General features: G+C 47.3%; 18 protein-coding genes. 11 read left to right on the top strand and 7 right to left on the bottom strand.

The features are described from left to right. Nucleotides 1-24 precede the first annotated feature (24 nt). The 4 genes from B5Z18_RS31415 to B5Z18_RS31430 all read left to right on the top strand — a co-directional run bounded on the left by B5Z18_RS31415 (nucleotide 25) and on the right by B5Z18_RS31430 (nucleotide 2799). Nucleotides 25-783 carry a prolipoprotein diacylglyceryl transferase gene (locus B5Z18_RS31415; RefSeq protein ID WP_079473547.1) on the top strand — a complete coding sequence of 253 codons (759 nt, stop codon included), beginning with the start codon at nucleotides 25-27 and terminating at the stop codon, nucleotides 781-783. After that, the gene (locus B5Z18_RS31420) at nucleotides 776-2185 is read left to right on the top strand and encodes a radical SAM protein (RefSeq protein WP_079473548.1); all 1410 of its coding nucleotides are present in this window, start codon (nucleotides 776-778) and stop codon (nucleotides 2183-2185) included. The genes B5Z18_RS31415 and B5Z18_RS31420 overlap by 8 nt, the downstream gene beginning before the upstream one ends. Nucleotides 2186-2195: 10 nt before the next feature. Further along, complete coding sequence (locus B5Z18_RS31425) at nucleotides 2196-2462, top strand: hypothetical protein (RefSeq protein WP_079473549.1); 267 nt, start codon at nucleotides 2196-2198, stop codon at nucleotides 2460-2462. Between the two features lie 67 nt (nucleotides 2463-2529). Further along, nucleotides 2530-2799, top strand: coding sequence for a hypothetical protein (locus tag B5Z18_RS31430; protein WP_079473550.1), 270 nt, complete (start codon nucleotides 2530-2532; stop codon nucleotides 2797-2799). A 483-nt stretch (nucleotides 2800-3282) separates the two neighbouring features. Here the strand turns inward: B5Z18_RS31430 and leuS are convergent, their stop codons facing one another. Continuing rightward, on the bottom strand, nucleotides 3283-6048 hold the full coding sequence (leuS, locus tag B5Z18_RS31435; protein WP_079473551.1) for a leucine--tRNA ligase: 2766 nt from the start codon (nucleotides 6046-6048) through the stop codon (nucleotides 3283-3285). A 261-nt stretch (nucleotides 6049-6309) separates the two neighbouring features. Here leuS and B5Z18_RS31440 point away from each other — a divergent pair, with 261 nt between their 5' ends. The 3 genes from B5Z18_RS31440 (at nucleotide 6310) to B5Z18_RS31450 (ending at nucleotide 8370) form a co-directional block, all read left to right on the top strand. Further along, entirely contained in the window at nucleotides 6310-7182 is an 873-nt protein-coding gene (locus B5Z18_RS31440) for a cell division protein FtsX (RefSeq protein ID WP_079473552.1), read from the top strand. Between the two features lie 36 nt (nucleotides 7183-7218). Continuing rightward, a complete protein-coding gene (locus B5Z18_RS31445; RefSeq protein ID WP_079473553.1) occupies nucleotides 7219-7494 on the top strand; it encodes a DUF3098 domain-containing protein in 276 nt (91 codons plus the stop codon). Between the two features lie 75 nt (nucleotides 7495-7569). After that, nucleotides 7570-8370, top strand: coding sequence for an undecaprenyl-diphosphate phosphatase (locus B5Z18_RS31450; RefSeq protein WP_079473554.1), 801 nt, complete (start codon nucleotides 7570-7572; stop codon nucleotides 8368-8370). A 71-nt stretch (nucleotides 8371-8441) separates the two neighbouring features. On the opposite strand, the gene B5Z18_RS31455 is transcribed toward B5Z18_RS31450, so the two are convergent. Together B5Z18_RS31455 and tsaE are read right to left on the bottom strand one after the other, a co-directional pair. Then, nucleotides 8442-9659 (bottom strand): alanine dehydrogenase, encoded by a 1218-nt coding sequence (locus B5Z18_RS31455; protein ID WP_079473555.1) that lies wholly within the window; start codon nucleotides 9657-9659, stop codon nucleotides 8442-8444. Between the two features lie 42 nt (nucleotides 9660-9701). Beyond that, nucleotides 9702-10139: a tRNA (adenosine(37)-N6)-threonylcarbamoyltransferase complex ATPase subunit type 1 TsaE gene (gene tsaE, locus B5Z18_RS31460; RefSeq protein ID WP_079473645.1), complete on the bottom strand. Its 438-nt coding sequence runs from the start codon at nucleotides 10137-10139 to the stop codon at nucleotides 9702-9704. A gap of 204 nt (nucleotides 10140-10343) precedes the next feature. Here tsaE and B5Z18_RS31465 point away from each other — a divergent pair, with 204 nt between their 5' ends. Both B5Z18_RS31465 and B5Z18_RS31470 read left to right on the top strand, forming a co-directional pair. Further along, a complete protein-coding gene (locus B5Z18_RS31465) occupies nucleotides 10344-12446 on the top strand; it encodes a heavy metal translocating P-type ATPase (protein ID WP_079473556.1) in 2103 nt (700 codons plus the stop codon). Nucleotides 12447-12659: 213 nt separating this feature from the next. Next, a complete protein-coding gene (locus B5Z18_RS31470; RefSeq protein ID WP_079473557.1) occupies nucleotides 12660-14567 on the top strand; it encodes a RecQ family ATP-dependent DNA helicase in 1908 nt (635 codons plus the stop codon). 50 nt (nucleotides 14568-14617) lie between these two features. On the opposite strand, the gene B5Z18_RS31475 is transcribed toward B5Z18_RS31470, so the two are convergent. Further along, nucleotides 14618-15664 carry a Gfo/Idh/MocA family oxidoreductase gene (locus B5Z18_RS31475; protein WP_079473558.1) on the bottom strand — a complete coding sequence of 349 codons (1047 nt, stop codon included), beginning with the start codon at nucleotides 15662-15664 and terminating at the stop codon, nucleotides 14618-14620. Between the two features lie 50 nt (nucleotides 15665-15714). Then, entirely contained in the window at nucleotides 15715-17268 is a 1554-nt protein-coding gene (locus tag B5Z18_RS31480) for a helicase HerA-like domain-containing protein (protein WP_079473559.1), read from the bottom strand. A 167-nt stretch (nucleotides 17269-17435) separates the two neighbouring features. Here B5Z18_RS31480 and B5Z18_RS31485 point away from each other — a divergent pair, with 167 nt between their 5' ends. After that, nucleotides 17436-17918, top strand: coding sequence for a DUF2975 domain-containing protein (locus B5Z18_RS31485; protein ID WP_079473560.1), 483 nt, complete (start codon nucleotides 17436-17438; stop codon nucleotides 17916-17918). Nucleotides 17919-17939: 21 nt separating this feature from the next. Beyond that, entirely contained in the window at nucleotides 17940-18143 is a 204-nt protein-coding gene (locus tag B5Z18_RS31490; RefSeq protein WP_079473561.1) for a helix-turn-helix domain-containing protein, read from the top strand. Nucleotides 18144-18226: 83 nt separating this feature from the next. Here the strand turns inward: B5Z18_RS31490 and B5Z18_RS31495 are convergent, their stop codons facing one another. Both B5Z18_RS31495 and B5Z18_RS31500 read right to left on the bottom strand, forming a co-directional pair. Continuing rightward, nucleotides 18227-18607 carry a co-chaperone GroES gene (locus B5Z18_RS31495; protein WP_235016102.1) on the bottom strand — a complete coding sequence of 127 codons (381 nt, stop codon included), beginning with the start codon at nucleotides 18605-18607 and terminating at the stop codon, nucleotides 18227-18229. 57 nt (nucleotides 18608-18664) lie between these two features. Next, nucleotides 18665-19504, bottom strand: a complete 840-nt coding sequence (locus B5Z18_RS31500) for an MBL fold metallo-hydrolase (protein ID WP_079473562.1) — start codon at nucleotides 19502-19504, stop codon at nucleotides 18665-18667. Between the last annotated feature and the right edge of the window lie 30 nt (nucleotides 19505-19534).

Below are 19534 nucleotides of genomic sequence, written 5' to 3' on the forward strand. Positions count from 1 at the left end.
TGTGGATTAAATAATGCTGGTCCTTTGCAGTTCCCCATCTATATCAATTTGTTTTCCTTACATCTTCCGCTGCACGCTGTAACGGAAACCCTGGGCATGTTTATCGGCTTCCGGTATTTTTTATACCTGCGCCGGCAGCAGGGCGACCGGATAGAAAGCAGTAACCGCCTCTGGGCCATTATAGGCGCCATTTTCGGCGCTTTATTCGGAAGCCGGTTGTTAGGTGCGCTGGAAAACCCGCCGGGCCTGTATCAGGCCAATAACCTGCTTTTTTATATCTATCAGAATAAAACCATCGTGGGAGGATTGCTGGGTGGGCTGATCGGGGTGGAGCTGATCAAGAAAATAATCGGCGAAAAGCATTCCACGGGCGACCTGTTTGTGTATCCCCTGATACTGGCTATGATCATAGGCCGTATAGGTTGTTTTACGATGGGTATTTATGAAGAAACCTACGGACTGCCCACCTCATTGCCCTGGGGCATGGATCTGGGCGATGGCATCCCCCGGCACCCGGTATCTCTCTATGAAATTATTTTTTTAATATTATTATGGCAGACGTTAACCGGCATCAGCCACCACTATTCCCTGGTAAACGGCGCACGGTTTAAACTTTTCATGATTGCCTACCTGCTGTTCCGTTTCGGCCTGGATTTTATCAAGCCGGGATATCGCTTCGCTTTCGGGCTGGGGTCCATACAGCTGGCCTGTTTGGCCGGATTACTCTATTATTCGCCGGTGATTATTTTTCCTTCACGACTAACACAAAAACAATATGCCTGAAAAAAATTACACCTACTATGATTTTACACTCAGCATCTGCAGTACCTGTTTACGCCGTGTAGACGCGAAGGTGATATTTGAAGACGAAAAGGTTTTCATGATCAAGCATTGTCCGCATCATGGAAAAGAAAAGGTGTTAATCGCTACCGATATCGATTACTACAAAAATACCCGCAACTATAACAAACCTTCCGAAGCACCGCTGAAAACCAATACCAGCACACATTACGGCTGCCCTTATGATTGCGGCCTCTGTAAAGATCATGAGCAACATTCCTGCCTGAGCGTGATTGAAGTAACAGACCGCTGTAACCTTACCTGTCCTACCTGCTACGCGATGTCGTCGCCACACTACGGCCGGCACCGCACCCTGGAAGAAATAGAACAGATGCTGGATATCATCGTGGAAAACGAAGGACAACCGGATGTGGTGCAACTCAGCGGGGGAGAACCTACTATCCATCCACAGTTCTTTGAAATACTGGATATCGCCAAAACAAAACCGATCCGCCATCTTATGATCAACACCAACGGTGTGCGTATCGCAAAAGATAAAGAATTCACCGCACGACTGGCCACCTATATGCCGGATTTTGAAGTGTATCTTCAGTTCGACAGCTTTAAGCCGGAAGCGCTGGAACGTATGCGTGGAAAGGATCTGACGGATGTAAGAAAGCAGGCGCTGGAAAATCTCAATGAAGTAAATCTCAGCACCACATTAGTGGTTACCCTGCAACGCGGCGTGAATGAAGATGAAATGGGCGCCATTATCGACTATGCCCTGAAGCAACCCTGCGTTCGTGGCGTTACGTTTCAACCGGTGCAGGTGGCAGGCCGCACCGATGGCTTCGACCCCGCTACGGATCGTATTACGCTTACAGAAGTACGGCAGCGTATCCTGGAGCAATCACCCATCTGGAACGATCACGACATTATTCCCGTTCCCTGCAACCCCGATGCGTTGGCAATGGCTTATGCACTCAAAATAGACGGACAGGTATTTCCGCTCACCCGTTACGTGGATCCCGCTGTACTACTGAATAATTCAAAAAATACCATCGTGTATGAACAGGACGAAAGGCTGCATCAGCACATCCTGAAAATATTCAGTACCGGCATCTCTACCGATGCTGCTGTAAATGATATGCAGTCGCTGCTTTGCTGCCTGCCACAGGTACAGGCTCCCGGTCTCGACTATACGAACCTGTTCCGCATTGTGATCATGCGTTTCCTGGATGCCTACGATTTTGATGTGCGTGCCATTAAAAAATCGTGCGTGCATATTGTACATAAAGATGGCCGCATCATCCCGTTTGAAACCATGAACCTGTTTTACCGCGATGACAAAGAAGCCTATTTAAAACAACTCCAGGAAGAACGGACCTTTATTCCTATCGTTTAAATGATTGTATATGAATAAATTTTTCAAAGATGTACTCTTATTTACCCTGATACCACTGGGCATTTTCCTGGTGATGTGCATAGCCGGCGATGAAGGTATCATTGCTGCCGGATTGATAGCGATGTTCCTGGTAGCGGCCTATTTTGTGATTGGCCTCATCCTGGTCATTGTTAATAAGAATCATATGGGGAAAGTGTTGTTATTGTCGTCAGGGATTATTTTGCTGGTGGGGTTGTCTACCTGCGGGCTTATTTTAAGCGGTTTGAGTATACGGTAAGCAATGTTTATGAGAAGAATTTTAAAACATGTTGCATTGGTGTAGCTGCTTCCTAATAAATTAAACGATGAATAAAACCTTAAAACAAGTACTGCTTTTAATATTAATTCCCGTAGTATGTACTGCATTATTGTTTGCTATAGAGCCGCAAGCTACTATGGAGCACCTGGGCATTTTTAAATACCTGATAGGGGGATATATCATTATGGGATTAATATTGCTGTTTACAGGAGATCCGCAGTTGGGAAAGTCGTTATTGATTGCCGGAGGAGTATTGATTATTGGAACTATTGCATCCTTTATAGTAGCATTAATTTCCTACACCGGCATAGCATAAAGAGGTCCGTTATGCGCTGGCCGGATTTTATCCAGTGTTTTCTACGGAAAATTGGTTTATTTTTTGCGTTTTATAGAATTTTTGGAAAATTCAGTGAAATTCAGAGGCTTCACCAACATCATTCTTTAAATAATTTAATATGGTGAGCGGCATTTAACTGCAATGATTTATTAAATGCCGCTCAATTACTTACACCAGTATATTTGATATATATCATTTCACTTATATGGCAGCGCCTGCATAAGCGCCCTGTACTTTTTCGTCTGTAAAGCCCTGTGGTAAAGGGTTACATGATCAAGTCCACGTCCCCTCCACGTCACCTCCGGGGAATCTCCATGTATTAAGCATGTCCTAAGCATATGCTAAGTATAAATGAAGCATTCCCCAGTCAATCTTTAAGCAATCCCTGTTATCCCCTAATTTCCCAAAATCACAAAAAGTTAATCAGTAAAATCAGGGGAATCCTGGGAAAGACAACCTCCGCTATATCACCACATTAATCATCTTTCCTTTTACGATAATCACCTTTTTAGGCGCCTTACCTTCCAGCCATTTCTGCACTACTTCACTGGCCAGCACTTCTTTTTCAATATCAGGAATAGCCGCATCCAGTGAGAAGCCCATTTCAGAGCGGGTTTTACCGTTAATAGCTATCGGGTAATTGAAGGCGCTTTCCTTTGTGTATTGTTCGTCATACACCGGGTAAAGTGCATTCAGTATGCTTTCATTATTGCCGATATATTGCCACAGTTCTTCACACAGGTGAGGCGCGTAGGGCGTGAGCAGGATCAGCAATGGCTCCAGGATGCTGCGTTTGTGACAACGCAGGGTAGCGAGTTCATTTACACAGATCATAAACTGGCTCACCGCTGTATTGTAGGAGAAGCTGGAAGTATCGTGATCTATTTTCTGGATAGTTTTATGCAGTATTTTCAGTTCCTCCGGTGTGGCTGGTTGTTCATTCACCAGGATGCCTTTCTGCTCATCGGCAAACAGGCGCCATAGTTTTTTCAGGAAGCGGTGTACACCTTCAATACCCTTGGTATCCCAGGGTTTGGATTGTTCCACCGGGCCCAGGAACATTTCGTACATGCGGAAAGTATCAGCGCCGTATTTTTCCACCAGGTCGTTTGGATTAACGGTGTTGAATAAACGCTTGCTCATTTTTTCCAGCTGTACGCCGCAAATGTATTTACCGTCTTCCAGTATGAATGTTGCATCTGCAAAGTCGGGCTTCCATTTTTTAAACGCTTCAGTGTCCAGTTCTACGCCGTCTACGATATTTACATCTACGTGCAGTTCATCAGTTTCATACTGATCTTTCAAACCATGTGAAACATATTGATGCGTACCGCGAACACGGTATACAAGTCTGGAGCTACCGCCAATCATCCCCTGGTTGATCAGCGACTTAAACGGCTCATCAAAACCGATATGTCCCAGGTCGTACAGCACTTTGGTCCACATACGGGAGTAGAGCAGGTGTCCTACGGCGTGTTCGGTACCGCCTACATAAACATCTACCTGGTTCCAGTAGTCGGTAGCTTTGCGGTCGGCAAAGGTTTTATCATTATGCGGGTCCATGTAGCGCAGGAAATACCAGCTGCTGCCGGCATATCCGGGCATGGTGTTGGTTTCGCGTTTCACGCCGGGGGCCACGTTTACCCAATCGGTAATGTTAGCCAGGGGGCCTTCGCCTTCTTCGCCGGGTTTATAGTTTTCCACATGCGGTAATTCCAGCGGCAGGTCTTTTTCATCCATTGCGTAAGGAATACCGTTTTTATAGATGATGGGGAAAGGCTCGCCCCAGTAACGTTGACGGCTAAAGCCGGCGTCGCGCATTTTATAGTTGATCTGGCGTTTGCCGATTCCCAGTTCTTCCAGTTTGGTGATCACCACATCCATAGCGGGCTTCATGTCCATGCCATCGAGGAAGCCGCTGTTTTGCAGTTTGGCTTCTTTGGTAGGATTGGCTTCCTGTCCGGTGAAAGCATCGCCGATGATGTTGGTGATGGGGATATTGAAATGTTTGGCAAAGCCAAAGTCGCGCTGATCGCCGCAGGGCACCGCCATAATAGCGCCGGTACCGTAGCCGGCCAGCACGTATTCCGCAATCCACACGGGGATTTCGCGGCCATCAAACGGATTGATGGCGTATGCGCCGGTAAAGCAGCCGGTGATTTGTTTTACATCGGCCATGCGTTCCCGTTCGGAGCGGCTTTGCACGTATTCGAGGTATTTGTCAATTTCGGCTTGTTGTTCCGGGGTGGTGATCCGGGATACCAGTTCGTGTTCAGGCGCCACTACCATGAAGTCCACGCCGAAAATGGTATCGGGGCGGGTAGTGTATACTTCCACGTGTTCGGTAGAGTTTTTCAGGGCGAACTTAATTTCGGCTCCCTGGCTTTTACCGATCCAGTTGCGCTGCATTTCTTTCATGGCATCGCTGAAGGATACTGTTTCCAGTCCTTCCAGGAGGCGGTTGGCGTATTCGGTGATACGCAGAAACCACTGGCTCATCTTCTTTTTCACTACGGGGTAGCCGCCGCGTTCACTCACGCCGTTCACTACTTCATCGTTGGCGAGTACGGTGCCCAGTGCTGCGCACCAGTTAACTTCGGCGTGCGCCAGGTAGGCCAGGCGGTACTGCATCAGTATGTTGCGCTGTTCCTGCTCGCTATAGCTTTTCCAGTTGGCGGCGGTGAATTGTATGCTCCGGTCGCCGGGGCAGATATGACCGGCATTACCATCTTTCTCAAAAATAGCTACCAGGGACGCGATGGGTGCTGCTTTCTTTGTGCTGCGGTTATACCAGCTTTCAAAGATCTGCAGGAAGATCCATTGGGTCCATTTATAATAGGAAGGGTCGCTGGTGGTTACCTGGCGGTCCCAGTCGTAGCAAAAGCCAATATTATCCAATTGTTCACGGAAGGCTTTGATATTTTGTTCGGTGGTTACTGCGGGATGCTGACCTGTTTCAAGGGCATATTGTTCTGTTGGCAAACCAAACGCATCATATCCCATTGCATGGAGCACGTTAAAGCCTTTTAGTCTTTTATAGCGCGAATAGATGTCTGTTGCAATGTATCCCAGTGGATGGCCTACGTGTAAGCCGGCTCCGGACGGATAGGGGAACATGTCCAGTACATAACATTTGGGCTTGGGACTGTTATTGCTCACACGGTAAGCATGCGATTGCTCCCATTGTTGCTGCCATTTTTTTTCGATTGCCCTGAAATTGTATTCCATATCTGTTGTAGATGAACCTTAATTGTCCGGATATAAACAATACGTCCGGTCATTAAGGCGTTATCAGTTATAATTTAAAAAGTTGTTCTAATGCCTGTTCAGCAAAATAATGTTAAATTCATTAATACTCCAATGTCATTCCCCAACATCTCTATATATTGCCGTTCTATTGTCCGGAAAGGGTGTATTACCTGACCGGGTTGGCAAAATTAAACACATAACTATTAATTTTTATTATTTTCGCCGATAAACTGCAGATTAATGGCGCAATCCGGGAAATCATCAGCAAAGAAGTCGAAACCATCCTACCTGTACTCCATCATTGGTGTGGCACTGGTATTGTTTTTACTGGGCACATTGGGTCTGGTGGTAATACATGCTAACAAGCTGAGTGTGTATTTTAAGGAAAGCATAGAGATACAGGTCATCCTCCGGGATAACGTGAAAGAAGCACAGGCCACGGCCCTGCGCGATTCTATGGCCCACAGGCCATATATTAAGTCAATTGAATATGTGTCGAAAGACATGGCGGCACAGCGGTTCAAAAAGGATTTCGGGGAGGACTTTATCTCCCTGTTGCAATACAACCCGCTGTACAGCAGCATCAACATAAAGGCAAACGCCAATTATGTAAACAATGATAGTTTGAAGGTCATTGAAAATAACCTGTCGCAGCAAAGCATCGTAAGGGAAATATCCTATCAGCGTATGCTGGTGAGCAAACTGAACGAAAACGTAAACAGGATCGGATTAATTATCCTGATCATCAGCGGGTTATTATGCCTGGTGGTGATATTCCTGATCGACAATACCATTCGTTTAGCCATGTTCAGCAACCGGTTCCTCATCAAAACCATGCAAATGGTGGGGGCTACCCGCTGGTTTATTGCCAAACCCTTTGACCTGCGCAGTATTGCCAATGGCGCCATCGCCGCAGTAATCGCTATCGCAGGGCTGATCGGTATCATGTCGGTATCCGATAAATTATTGCCGGAACTGGCAGGATTACGTGATAACCTGATGATCGCATTCCTCTTTATAGGCATGATCCTTATCGGGATCAGTATTTCCCTGGTGAGCACACACCGCTCGGTAATGAAATACCTGCGCCTGAAACTGGACGATCTGTATTAACTTTAAATCTTTAACGAAGATATAATACCAAACACTATGGCTAAAACAGCTTTAAATAAGGAGGCAGAAAACACATTGGCCGACAGCCGCCCTATTTTTCCAAAAGAAAACTACAAATTTATGCTGGCTGGTATTGTGGTGATTATCCTGGGCTTCCTCTTTATGATGGGAGGAGATTCCAGTGATCCCAACAGCTTCAAACCCGAACAGGTATATAGCTTCCGCAGAATCACCCTGGCGCCCATCGTTATTGTACTGGGCCTCGTGATAGAAGTGTACGCTATTATGCACCGTCCGAAACCGAAAGCATAATTGCTTCTATAAAAGTATTTTAACAGCGATGATCCCTCATCGCTTTTTTTTTAACTTTTAACCATATTAAATTCGATGAATGTTTTTCAGGCTATCATTATTGCCATCGTAGAAGGACTAACGGAATTCCTGCCCGTTTCCTCCACCGGGCATATGATCATTGTGAGCGCCCTGCTGGGTATTGGTAAAGATGAATTTACCAAGTTATTTGAAGTAGTGATCCAGCTGGGAGCGATCCTGGCAGTAGTGGTATTTTATTGGAGAAAATTCCTGGTATTTGATAAAAACCGGCTTAACTTTTACCTGAAACTGGCTGTAGCCGTGGTTCCGGCGCTGATCCTCGGTTTCCTGTTCAGCAAAAAGATCGATGCGATGCTGGAAAGTCCGCTAACCGTAGGTATCACGCTGCTGGTAGGTGGTATCGTCCTTTTGTTTGTAGACAACTGGTTTAAAGAACCCACCATTCTCACAGAAGAAAAAATAGATATTTTTACTGCTTTACGTATAGGCTTTTACCAGTGCCTGGCGCTTATTCCGGGTACCAGTCGCAGTGCTGCTTCCATTATTGGTGGTATGCAGCAAAAGCTGTCCCGCAGTGTGTCGGCCGAATTCTCTTTTTTCCTGGCAGTGCCTACAATGGCAGCTGCCACCGGCTACAAACTGCTGAAAGGGAAGGAGCTGCTGACCGCGCATCCCGAAAACCTGAAACTGCTGCTGATCGGTAATATCGTGGCCTTCGTGGTAGCTTTGGGCGCTATTAAATTCTTTATCGGCGCAGTGAAGAAGTATGGATTTAAAATGTGGGGATACTATCGTATTGTGGTAGGTATTATCATCATAGCAGCTATATTAATGGGCTACCAGCTCGAGGTGTAGCTTCAGCATAAAAAAAGAAAGCGCCTTTCCGGTCCGGAAGGGCGCTTTCTTTTTTTATGTTTTACCAGGAGTTATCCTTTCACTGCCAGTAACAATTCCAGGTCGGTATATTTCAGCTTGAATTTCTCGCTCAGGTGGTAGTTGGTTAATGCACCTTTATAAAGATAGATACCATTACGTACGCCCCGTTTAATCCACACCAGGTTTTCAAATCCGCCATCGTCGGCGGCTTCCACGAGTAAAGGCATCAGCACATTACTGATGGCTTCAGAGGCGGTACGGGCAAATCCGGATGGAATATTGGGTACGCAATAATGTACTACATCGTACTTTTTAAACACCGGATTTTCGTGTGTAGTGATTTCCGAGGTTTCAAAACAGCCGCCGCGGTCGATGCTCACATCTACAATAACGGAGCCGGCTTTCATGTTGCTCACCATTGATTCGCTGACAACAATCGGTGTCCGCCCGCTTTGCGACGATAATGCGCCTACGGCTACGTCGGCATTGCGGAGCTGCTCTGCCAGCACTTTGGGCTGGATAACGGAGGTGAATACACGTACCCCGATATTGTTTTGCAGCCTTTTTAGCTTGTAAATGTTATTATCAAATACTTTTACGGAAGATCCCAATGCAAGTGCAGTACGGGCTGCAAACTCACCCACGATACCAGCGCCTATGATCACTACTTTCGTTGGCGGAATGCCGGTAATTCCTCCCAGGAGGATTCCTTTCCCTTTGTTATCGTTGCTCAGGTATTGTCCGGCAATCAGCATACAGGCGCCTCCCGCAATTTCGCTCATGGCTCTTACAATAGGGTAGGTGCCCGCATCATCTTTCAGGTTTTCAAAAGACAACAGCGTGATACGCTTATCCATCATTTTTTCTACCTGTGGCGCCTTCAGGGCAGCCAGGTGGATGGGAGAAATAACGATCTGGTGCGGGTGCAGCAGCTCTATTTCCTCATCGTTCAGCGGTGCGGATTTTACAATGATCTCTGCTTTAAAGACCTCCTTTTTGTCGTATACAATTTCCGCCCCGGCCTCTGAATAGTCGGTGTCATAATAATGCGACCCGTCGCCGGCTTTATGTTCTACTACTATGTGATGTCCGTGTGCCGCTAGAATGCTGACTGCATCGGGCGTAAGGGCAATCCGGTTTTCCTGGAAAGATGTTTCTTTCGGGATACCTATAAACAAACGGGAATTTTTCTGCGGAATATCCAACGTTTCTTCCAGCGGTGAATAGGTAAACCCAGCACTTACTACAGGTTTTTGCCTCTGCTCCATATGCGTGTTCAGTTTTTTTAAATCGAAGTATTCAAAGATACATCATTTGAGAGATGAAGCAGTTTCGCGCAGGACCCTTTTTTGATCCGGCTGTACCTCCAGCTGGAGGTGAATGGTACCCGGCGGCAGCATATGCGCTACTATTTCCGGCCACTCCACAAAACAAATGGCGTCCTGGTAAAGGGTGTCTTCCACGCCGGCGCTGATGGCGTCGTCTTCATCCCGGAGCCGGTACAGGTCCAGGTGGAAAATGCGGCGGGGCGCCCCCTGTGCGTCGGTGTAGGCATATTCGTTAATGATCGAAAACGTGGGACTGGCAGTAGCGTCCTGCACTCCTCTGGCGGCGCATAAAGCCTTTACCAGGGTGGTTTTTCCTGCCCCCATCGGGCCTTCAAGGGTAAAAACCTGTTTACCGGCGAAATGATCCCAGAACTGCCGGGCAGTTTCCGGCAGTTGATCCAGCGTAAATGTCCATTGCATGTCCAAAAATAAGGAGAAAGCGGAAAGCAAAAGCGATTGTCACCAGATTTTGCAAAAGTTGCAGCAATGCGTCAAAAATCGGGTAAAGCCCTTGTCCGGCCTGTTTCGGGGTACCTTTATGACACTTCTGCCGCTTCGTTGCATTAATATTTTACCTGTCTATTTCATCCGCTGCTAACTTTGTATAAGGAGGAAAGATGTCAGATGACAGCTATTAATTGCAAGGTGGAAGGAATGCATTGCACCAGTTGTGCGCTCGGCGTTTCCAAATACCTGGAGAAAAAAGGAATGCAGGACGTTAACGTCAGCTTTGCCACAGAAGAAGTGAGTTTCACCGCACCGGAAGGCGCCAACTCAACGGAAATACTCAATGGTATTACCCAGATGGGATACCGCGTGGTAATGCCGGAAGATAAACCCGCAGAGAAGAAAATATATACTACTCTTACATTCAAATTTGTTTTTTGTCTCATATTTACGCTGCCCCTGCTGTTGCATATGTGGGTCAGCTGGGCCTGGTTACACCATCCCTGGGTACAGTTCTGGCTTACCCTGCCGGTATACCTCGTGGGAATGTGGCATTTCGGCCGCAGCGCGGTACAATCCATCATCAACCGCATGGCCAATATGGACGTGCTGGTATCGCTGGGCGCCACCGCAGCCTTTGTATACAGCTTTGTAGGAACCGTAGTATACGGCAACCCGGATTATATGTTCTACGAAACCACGGCAGCCATTATCACCCTGGTATTCCTGGGAAATATGCTGGAGGAAAGGTCCGTGAAACAAACTACTTCCGCTATCGCAGAACTGGCCCATTTACAAATCACCACTGCCAGGCTCATTAACACCGACCACGGTCACGAACATATTCACGAAGTGGATAACCGCACCCTGCGCACGGGCGACTGTGTACTGGTAAATACCGGCGATAAAATACCAATGGACGGTACCATCTACTGGGGCAGCGGCCATGCCAACGAATCCATGATCACCGGCGAAAGCGCCCCTGTCAGCAAAAAAGAAAAGGACAAAGTCATCGGTGGTACCATACTGGAAGACGGCAGCATCAAAGTATATATTACGGCTACGGGTAAAGACACCGTGCTGTCTTACATCATAGAACTCGTAAAACAGGCGCAGTCCGATAAGCCACCCATGCAGAAACTGGCCGACCGTATCAGCGCCATATTTGTGCCGCTGGTACTCGGCATAGCCCTGGTTACCTTCCTCGGATGGTATTTTATCGGCCATACTACATTGGCCACCGCCATGATGCGCAGTGTAGCCGTATTGGTTATTTCCTGCCCTTGTGCAATGGGACTGGCCACACCAGCTGCCGTGATGGTAGGACTGGGCCGCGCCGCGCGTAACGGGATCCTTATCAAAGGAGGCCATACCCTGGAAATGTTTAAGAATATCCGGCAGGTAGTTTTTGATAAGACAGGCACCCTCACTACCGGAAAGTTACAACTGGGCGAGTACCGCTTTTTTGATATGCCGGAAGAAGATTTTAAACAGGTGGTTTACAGTCTTGAGAAATATTCTTCCCATCCTATTGCCCGCTCTATTGCCTCGCTCTGGAAATCTGCCGGAGAAGTGCCGCTGCAGCAGGTACGCGAACATAAAGGTCTTGGTATGCGTGCCAGCGATAAAGCAGGCAACCAGTGGCAATTAGGCTCTTTCCGTATGGCAGATGGTGTAACGGAAGATGACAGCCATAACCTGTATCTCCTGAAGAACGGGCTGCTGGCAGGCTGGATCGATCTTACAGATGAAATACGGCCCGAAGCCGCCCAGGTGATTATACAACTGCAGCAATCCGGTATCAAATCCATTTTACTGAGTGGCGACACCACCCGCAAGTGCCGGGAACTGGCCGCCAAATTGGGTATTACTGAAGTATATGCAGAACAATCGCCCGAACAAAAACTGCAGAAGATAGATGCCCTCATGAAAACCGCACCTACCGCTATGGTGGGCGATGGTATCAATGATGCGCCTGCACTGGCTAAAGCTACCATTGGTATCTCCCTCAGCGACGCCACCCAGGTGGCTATGCAAAGCGCCAACGTTGTATTGCTCAATAACAACCTCGGCTCGCTGCCACTGGCGCTGGGACTGGGAAAACATACCTATCTCACCATCAAACAAAATCTTTTCTGGGCATTTATTTATAACGTAGTGGCGATACCGGTAGCCGCCCTCGGGTTCCTGAACCCTATTGTGGGCGCCGGTGTGATGGGCCTCTCCGATGTGGTGCTGGCCGTGAACTCTATCCGGTTGCGGTATAAAAATGTGATCTAAGCGTATTTTGTCTTACTCAGGATTACGCTGATTTTATTGATTTAGGGATTTGACTTTTGGGATTTTAAATGATTTTGGGAGATATAGGCGAATATACCCGCTTATATCTCCCAAAATCATTTAAGAGAATATAATCAGTTAAATCAGCGTAATCCTGAGTAAGACAACATCCGCTCTAATCGCGTATCTTCGCATTAACCATTAAATTTTTATTTGAGTACGCCCGTAGCCATATTACAGCAATACTGGGGATACGAACAGTTTCGCCCGTTACAGGAAGATATCGTGAATGCTGTACTGGAAGGACAGGATACACTGGCCCTGCTGCCTACAGGTGGTGGGAAGTCCATTTGTTTCCAGGTACCGGCCATGATGAAGCCAGGGCTATGCCTGGTGATCACCCCGCTCATTGCATTGATGAAAGACCAGGTGGCCAATCTCAAAAAAAGAGGGATCACCGCTTATGCTATCTATTCCGGTATGCCTTACCAGGAAGTGGAAAGAGTCCTGGAAGCCGCCCGCCGCGGTGGATGCAAGTTTTTATATGTATCTCCCGAAAGATTACAAAGCAAACTTTTTCAAACCTATTGTGATGGCCTCCCGGTAAACCTGCTGGCTATTGATGAAGCGCATTGTATTTCCCAGTGGGGATACGATTTCCGCCCGGCATACCTGCAGATCGCAGATATCCGCAGCTTCTTCCCGGAAGCGCCGGTACTGGCGCTCACGGCTTCGGCCACGCCACGGGTGCAAACAGATATCTGTGAAAAGCTGCTGATGAAGGACGCCAGAGTTTTTACCAAAAGCTTTGCCCGCTCCAACCTCTCTTACAGTGTGCTGGAAGAATCCACTAAAATTGATAAGGTAAAACATATACTGGACCGCGTACCCGGCTGCGGCATCGTTTATTGCCGTAACCGTAAACGCACCAAAGAAATTGCTTCCCTGCTGGAATTACAGGGTATCCCTGCCAGTTATTACCATGCCGGTTTGCCACAGGCAGAAAGGGCCGCCAGGCAGGAAGCCTGGATCAATAATGAAACACGCATCATGGTTTGTACCAATGCCTTTGGCATGGGGATCGATAAACCGGATGTGCGCATAGTAGTGCACTACGATATGCCCGACGGGCTGGAAGCCTACTACCAGGAGGCGGGCCGCGCCGGCAGGGACGAACAAAAAGCATATGCCGTGTTGCTCTATAATGAAGAGGAACTAACGGATATGCACGAACGAATTGCGTTGCAGTTTCCCACACTGGAGCAGATCCGTGAAGTATACCAGGGTATCGTTAACTATCTCCAGGTGCCGGTGGGCAGCGCAGAAGGCATGTATTTCGATTTTGATATCAACGATTTTGCCCGCACCTTTCACCTGAACCTCACCATTGCTTATAGCGCCGTGCGCCTGCTGGAACAGGAAGGCGTGCTGCAGCTCAGCGAAAGCGTATTCCTCCCTTCCCGGGCAGAATTTGTTACCAATAAAGAATCCCTGTACGAGTTTGAAAACGCGTACCCGGCATTGGAAGAAATTATCAAAACATTATTGCGTACCTACGAAGGCATCTTCGATAATGCGGTACCAATTTATGAACGGCAGATAGGCCGCATCATGCTGATGGAAGATGACGACATTGCTGCACAGCTGCACCAGCTGCATCAATACGGCATCCTGCACTATCAGCCACGCCGCGACGAACCCCAGCTATGCTTCCTGCAGGAGCGGGTGTCCGCGCAAAACCTGCGCATCAATATGGCCAGGGTGGAAGTGCGTAAAAAGGTTTATGCCGACAGGCTCGCCGCCATGTTTGCGTATGTGCGTAACCGTGATATGTGCCGTACACAGCAACTGGTGGCCTATTTCGGGGAGAAGGATTCCACACCATGCGGCGTGTGCGATATCTGTTTAAAAAAGAAATCACAGCCAATGGATGCGGCGGGGTTTAAGCGTATATCCGATCACGTTATTACCATGCTGAAAGAAGAACCGCTGCTGTTTAATATGCTGCAAAATAAACTGCCCGATGTAAAAAGAAGTGACCTGATGGAAGTGCTGCAGTTCCTGAATGAAGAGGGCATTGTAGTGCGCGATGAGGCGGGGCGGCTTTCCTGCACGCGGTAAGAGCGAAGGTTGTCTTTCCCAGGATTACCCTGAGAAAGACAACATCTATGTTAAAGATCAATCACTTTGCCTTCTTTACTGCTTTCAAAAGCAGCTTCAATCACTTTGATCACTTTAATGGCATCCTGCGCCGGTACCGGGTTAGCGGCTTTATTCACCAATGCTTCATAAATGCCCTGGTAGTAGTCCATGTAATTGCCGTTAGTACCCGGAACATATTTCTTTACTACTTTACCATCAATCTCCGTGTGCAGTAAACCCCATTCATGTGGCTGTTCTGCGCCCCAGTCGGGGCTGTTGGGGAAAAGCCCTCTTTGCAGTTGAGCTTCCTGTATATCGGATTTGGTTTTGATGAAGGAGCCAATGCGGCCATGCAGCTGGTAAGCAGGCAGGGCTTCACGCACCAGGTAGTTGCATTTTACACGCGCCCGCAGGTTATCATAGTACAGCACCAGTTCAAAATAATCATCTACAACAGAATCGCGGCGGATTACACGGATGTCGGCCCATACACGTTTTGGCATGCCAAACAGGGTAATGGCCTGGTCAATCAGGTGGGAACCCAGGTCGTATAAGGCGCCGGTACCAGGGCCTCCCAGTTCTTTATGTTTTTTATAACTCAGCTCTTCCTTGAAACGGTCGTAATGTATTTCTGCTTCCAGTACATCACCCAGCTGACCAGATTGAAGCACTTCTTTTACTACTTTATAGTCGCTGTCGTAACGGCGGTTGTGGTAAACGCTGAGCAGTAAACCTTTCTCAGCCGCTAAGGCTGCAAGTGTTTCACCTTCTTTTGCATGTACAGTGAAAGGCTTTTCCACAATAACATTCTTTCCTGCTTCCAGTGCGGCTTTTACAAAATCGAAGTGTGTGTAGTTGGGGGTGTTTACTACGATCAGTTCCAGGTCTTTGTCTGCCAGCATATCCTCCACGCTCGTGTATACTTTAACGTTAGGGTAGCGTTGCTGCGCCAGGTTTTTACTTCTTTCCACTACCGCTGTAAATTCAAATCCCGGGTTTACGTGCAGGAACGGGGCATGAAATATCTGTCCAGACATGCCGTACGAGCATACGCCCGTTTTAATAATTCTACTCATACTTTTGATATATTGATGTAAACTGACAGCGTATGGCTATCGTTGCATAATTAAAACCAGCTTTTACTTTTACTGCTTTTTCCACCCAGGCCCAGCGCACCCAGTAAGCTGCGGGTGATGATGTTGGCGGCGGTACGGCCTACCTGGCGGGCTACAGAGCTATCCATCACCTGCTCAAGAACGCCCTTTTCCTGTTTTTGTTTTCCGGAAGATTTAGGCGCTGCCTCGGTGGCGGCGGTTTTATCGGCGGCTTCCTGCAGCTTGGCGGTGAGGATTTCATAGGCGCTCTCGCTGTCAATTTCCTCCCCGTATTTCTTTACCAGCTTGGAATTATTTACGAGTCCGTCAATTTCCGCCGGTGTTAATACATCCATACGCGACCGTGGCGATACCAGCATGGTAGCGGCAAGCGGGGTAGGAACACCTTTTTCATTTAAGCAGGTAACGAGCGCTTCGCCAATACCTATCTGGGTAAGCAACTCATCTGTTTTATAGAAATCTGATAACGGGTAATTCTCCGCAGTTTGCTTGATTGTTTTACGGTCGTTGGCGGTAAAGGCACGCAGGGCATGCTGTACTTTAAGACCCAGCTGTCCCAGCACAGAAGGAGGTACATCCATCGGGTTTTGAGTACAGAAGAAAATGCCTACGCCTTTTGAACGGATCAGTTTTATGATGGTGTCTATCTGTTTCAGTAAAGCGTCGCTGGCCTCATTAAAAATAAGATGCGCCTCATCAATGAACATCACCAGCTTTGGTTTATCCAGGTCGCCTTCTTCCGGAAGTGTGGCGTATAATTCTGCCAGCAGGCTGAGCATGAAGGTGGAAAACAGTTTCGGCCGATCCTGTATATCGTTTACACGCAGTATGGATATGATACCACGGCCATCGTCGCTGATCCGCATCAGGTCATCTACTTCAAAAGATTTCTCTCCAAAAAACAGTTCAGCGCCCTGTTGTTCCAGTTCAATTACTTTACGCAGTATTGTGCCGGTAGAGGTGGTGGAGATCTTTCCATAATCTTTTTCCAGCTCTGCTTTGCCTTCATCACCGGCAAATTGTAATACTTTTTTAAAGTCTTTCAGATCCAGTAACGGCAGTTTGTTATCGTCGCAATACTTGAAGAGCATGGCTACGAGGCCGGCCTGTGTATCGTTCAGTTCCAGGATCTTCGACAGGAGGATGGGGCCAAATTCGCTGACGGTAGCCCGCAGGCGTACGCCCTTTTCCTGGCTGAGGGATAACAGTTCCGATGGATAGGCTGCTGGGCTCCAGCTACCGCCTATTTTCTGGTAACGTTCCGCAATCTTTGGATTGTCGCTGCCCGCAGCAGCAATGCCGCTGAGATCCCCTTTAATGTCCATTAACAATACCGGTACGCTGGCATCGCTGAGTCCTTCGGCGATCACCTGCAGGGTTTTGGTTTTACCGGTACCCGTGGCGCCGGCGATCAAACCATGCCGGTTAAGCGTTTTAAGCGGCAGAAGAACATCCGCCCCGGTTACTACTTCACCGTTCAGCATGGCACAACCCAGCTTGAAATGCTCGCCTTTAAAAGTATAGCCGCTTTTGATATATTCCAGAAATGCATCCTGATTGGCCATGACGTAATTTTTTTTATGAAGATAATAAAAAGCAACAAGCGGTTGAGCTTCAAATTATTACCGGTGCTTACGTACCGTTTATCGATCATTAATTATTGATAAACGATAAATTTATTTTGCTTTTCGATAAAATCAAAATACCTTTGGTGTATTAAACAGGGCGTAACATGAAAATCAGTAAGTATCTTCTTCCGTTGAAAATCGTGCTGCTCATTTCTGTATTGATCAGTGTTTACATCACGATCTTTAATGGTGTTGCTTTTTTTCAATCGCGTTTCAGCCCTGATACGCCGGGTTTAAAAGCGGCTGTTCTTCAAAATACCATACTGGGTTTACTGTACCTGGTAATGACCTGGTATCTTTTCCGGCTATTGATTGGCGCGGGGAGTGAAGATATTATTTCCCGGAAAAATCTCAGTGCAGTAAAAGGAATCCTGTTTGTTTTATCGGGATTGCTGCTCACTAAAATTGTTTTTGCCTGGATAGCGGGCGATAGCATAAAGGTGTATAACAACCGGCTTTATTTCCGGCTGCTGAGCGTACTGGGCGCCACCTGGGAACTGCTGATGGCCTTTATGGTTATCCTGGCGCTGGCCATCGTTTTTGAAAGGGCGGTAAGCCTGAAGGAAGAACAGGCGTTGACCATTTAATGATCTAAATAACAATATGCAATGGGGATAATCGTCAATCTGGACGTGATGCTGGCAAAAAGGAAGATGTCGCTGACGGAGCTGAGTGTGCAGGTGGGTATTACGATGGCAAATCTCAGTATACTAAAAAGTGGCAAAGCAAAAGCCATCCGGTTTTCCACACTGGAAGAGATCTGCAGGGTACTGGAATGCCAGCCGGGCGATATACTGGAATACAAGGAATAGATTGCTTTTTCATACATGATAGACAAAAAAAAATCTGCTATTCGTTAGCAGATTTTTTTATTTATAAGATAACAGAAGATGATCTACAGATCTTCTTCTCTTTCCAGCATCAGGATAGCGGCCTGTGGTACGATATAATATGTTTCTTCTTCGTACACTACTTCAGTGGAACCACTGAGCAGGAAAATAGCCAGGTCGCCTTCTTTCACCTGTAACGGAATATATTTTACTTTCTCTTCCTCCGGCTTCCAGGCATCGTCACTGTCAACCGGTACAGGGATAGCATACCCCGGACCTGTTTTAATAACATAGCCACGTTGAACCTTTTCCTTTTCCTGAACCCCGGGAGGCAGGTATAATCCACTGCTGGTGCGCTCGTGGGGAGTAGCTGGCTTTATCAGCACGCGGTCGCCCACAACGATCAGTTTTTTCAATTTATTATCTGTTGTTATGTGTATAGCCATGCACTGTATCTATCAAATATAATGCAGCAGCAATAATAGTGACAGACTGACAGTAATTTAAATACTGCTGAGTGAAAAAGTTTCACCCGCCCGGATGCCTTTTTCAGTTTGTTGCAGTACACAACATTCATTTACCGGGTCGTGCTCGAAATAAAGAATATATTCTTTATCCACTGCTTCCTGTAAAAAGCTTTTCTTTTCCTGCAATGTTTTCAGCGGAAACATGTCGTATGCCATTACATAAGGCAGGGGAATATGACCGGTGGATGGCAACAGGTCGGCCATGTAAATAATGGTTTTACCCTTATAGCTGATCTGTGGCAGCATCATGGCATCGGTGTGCCCGTTGGCAAACCGGATGGAAATATTATCCGTAAAGTTTACGCCTTCCAGGTGATTAATAAATTTCAGCTGACCGCTTTCCTGGATAGGCAGGATATTTTCTTTCAGGAAAGATGCCTTCTCCCGGTCGTTGGGTTGTGTAGCCCATTTCCAGTGATCTTCATTGCTCCAGTAGGTAGCATTTTTGAAGGCCGGGGCCAGCTGGTCGCCCTGGCGGATAATGCTGCCGCCACAGTGATCAAAGTGCAGGTGGGTGAGGAACATATCGGTGATATCGTTCCGGTGGAAGCCATGTGCCGCGAGTGATTTATCCAGGGTGGCATCTCCATGCAGGTAATAATGACTAAAGAATTTCGCATCCTGTTTATCGCCAATGCCATTGTCTACCAGGATAAGGCGGTTGCCGTCTTCAATCAGCAGGCAACGCATGGCCCAGCTGCATAAATTGTTTTCATCTGCAGGATTCAGTTTATTCCAGATGGTTTTGGGCACTACGCCAAACATAGCGCCGCCGTCCAGTTTAAAGAATCCTGTTTCAATGGTGTATAATTTCATTATCCTTGAATTTTATCGGGTAGTTCTGCT

It is taken from the genome of Chitinophaga ginsengisegetis (genome assembly GCF_900168065.1).
Lineage (GTDB): Bacteria > Bacteroidota > Bacteroidia > Chitinophagales > Chitinophagaceae > Chitinophaga > Chitinophaga ginsengisegetis.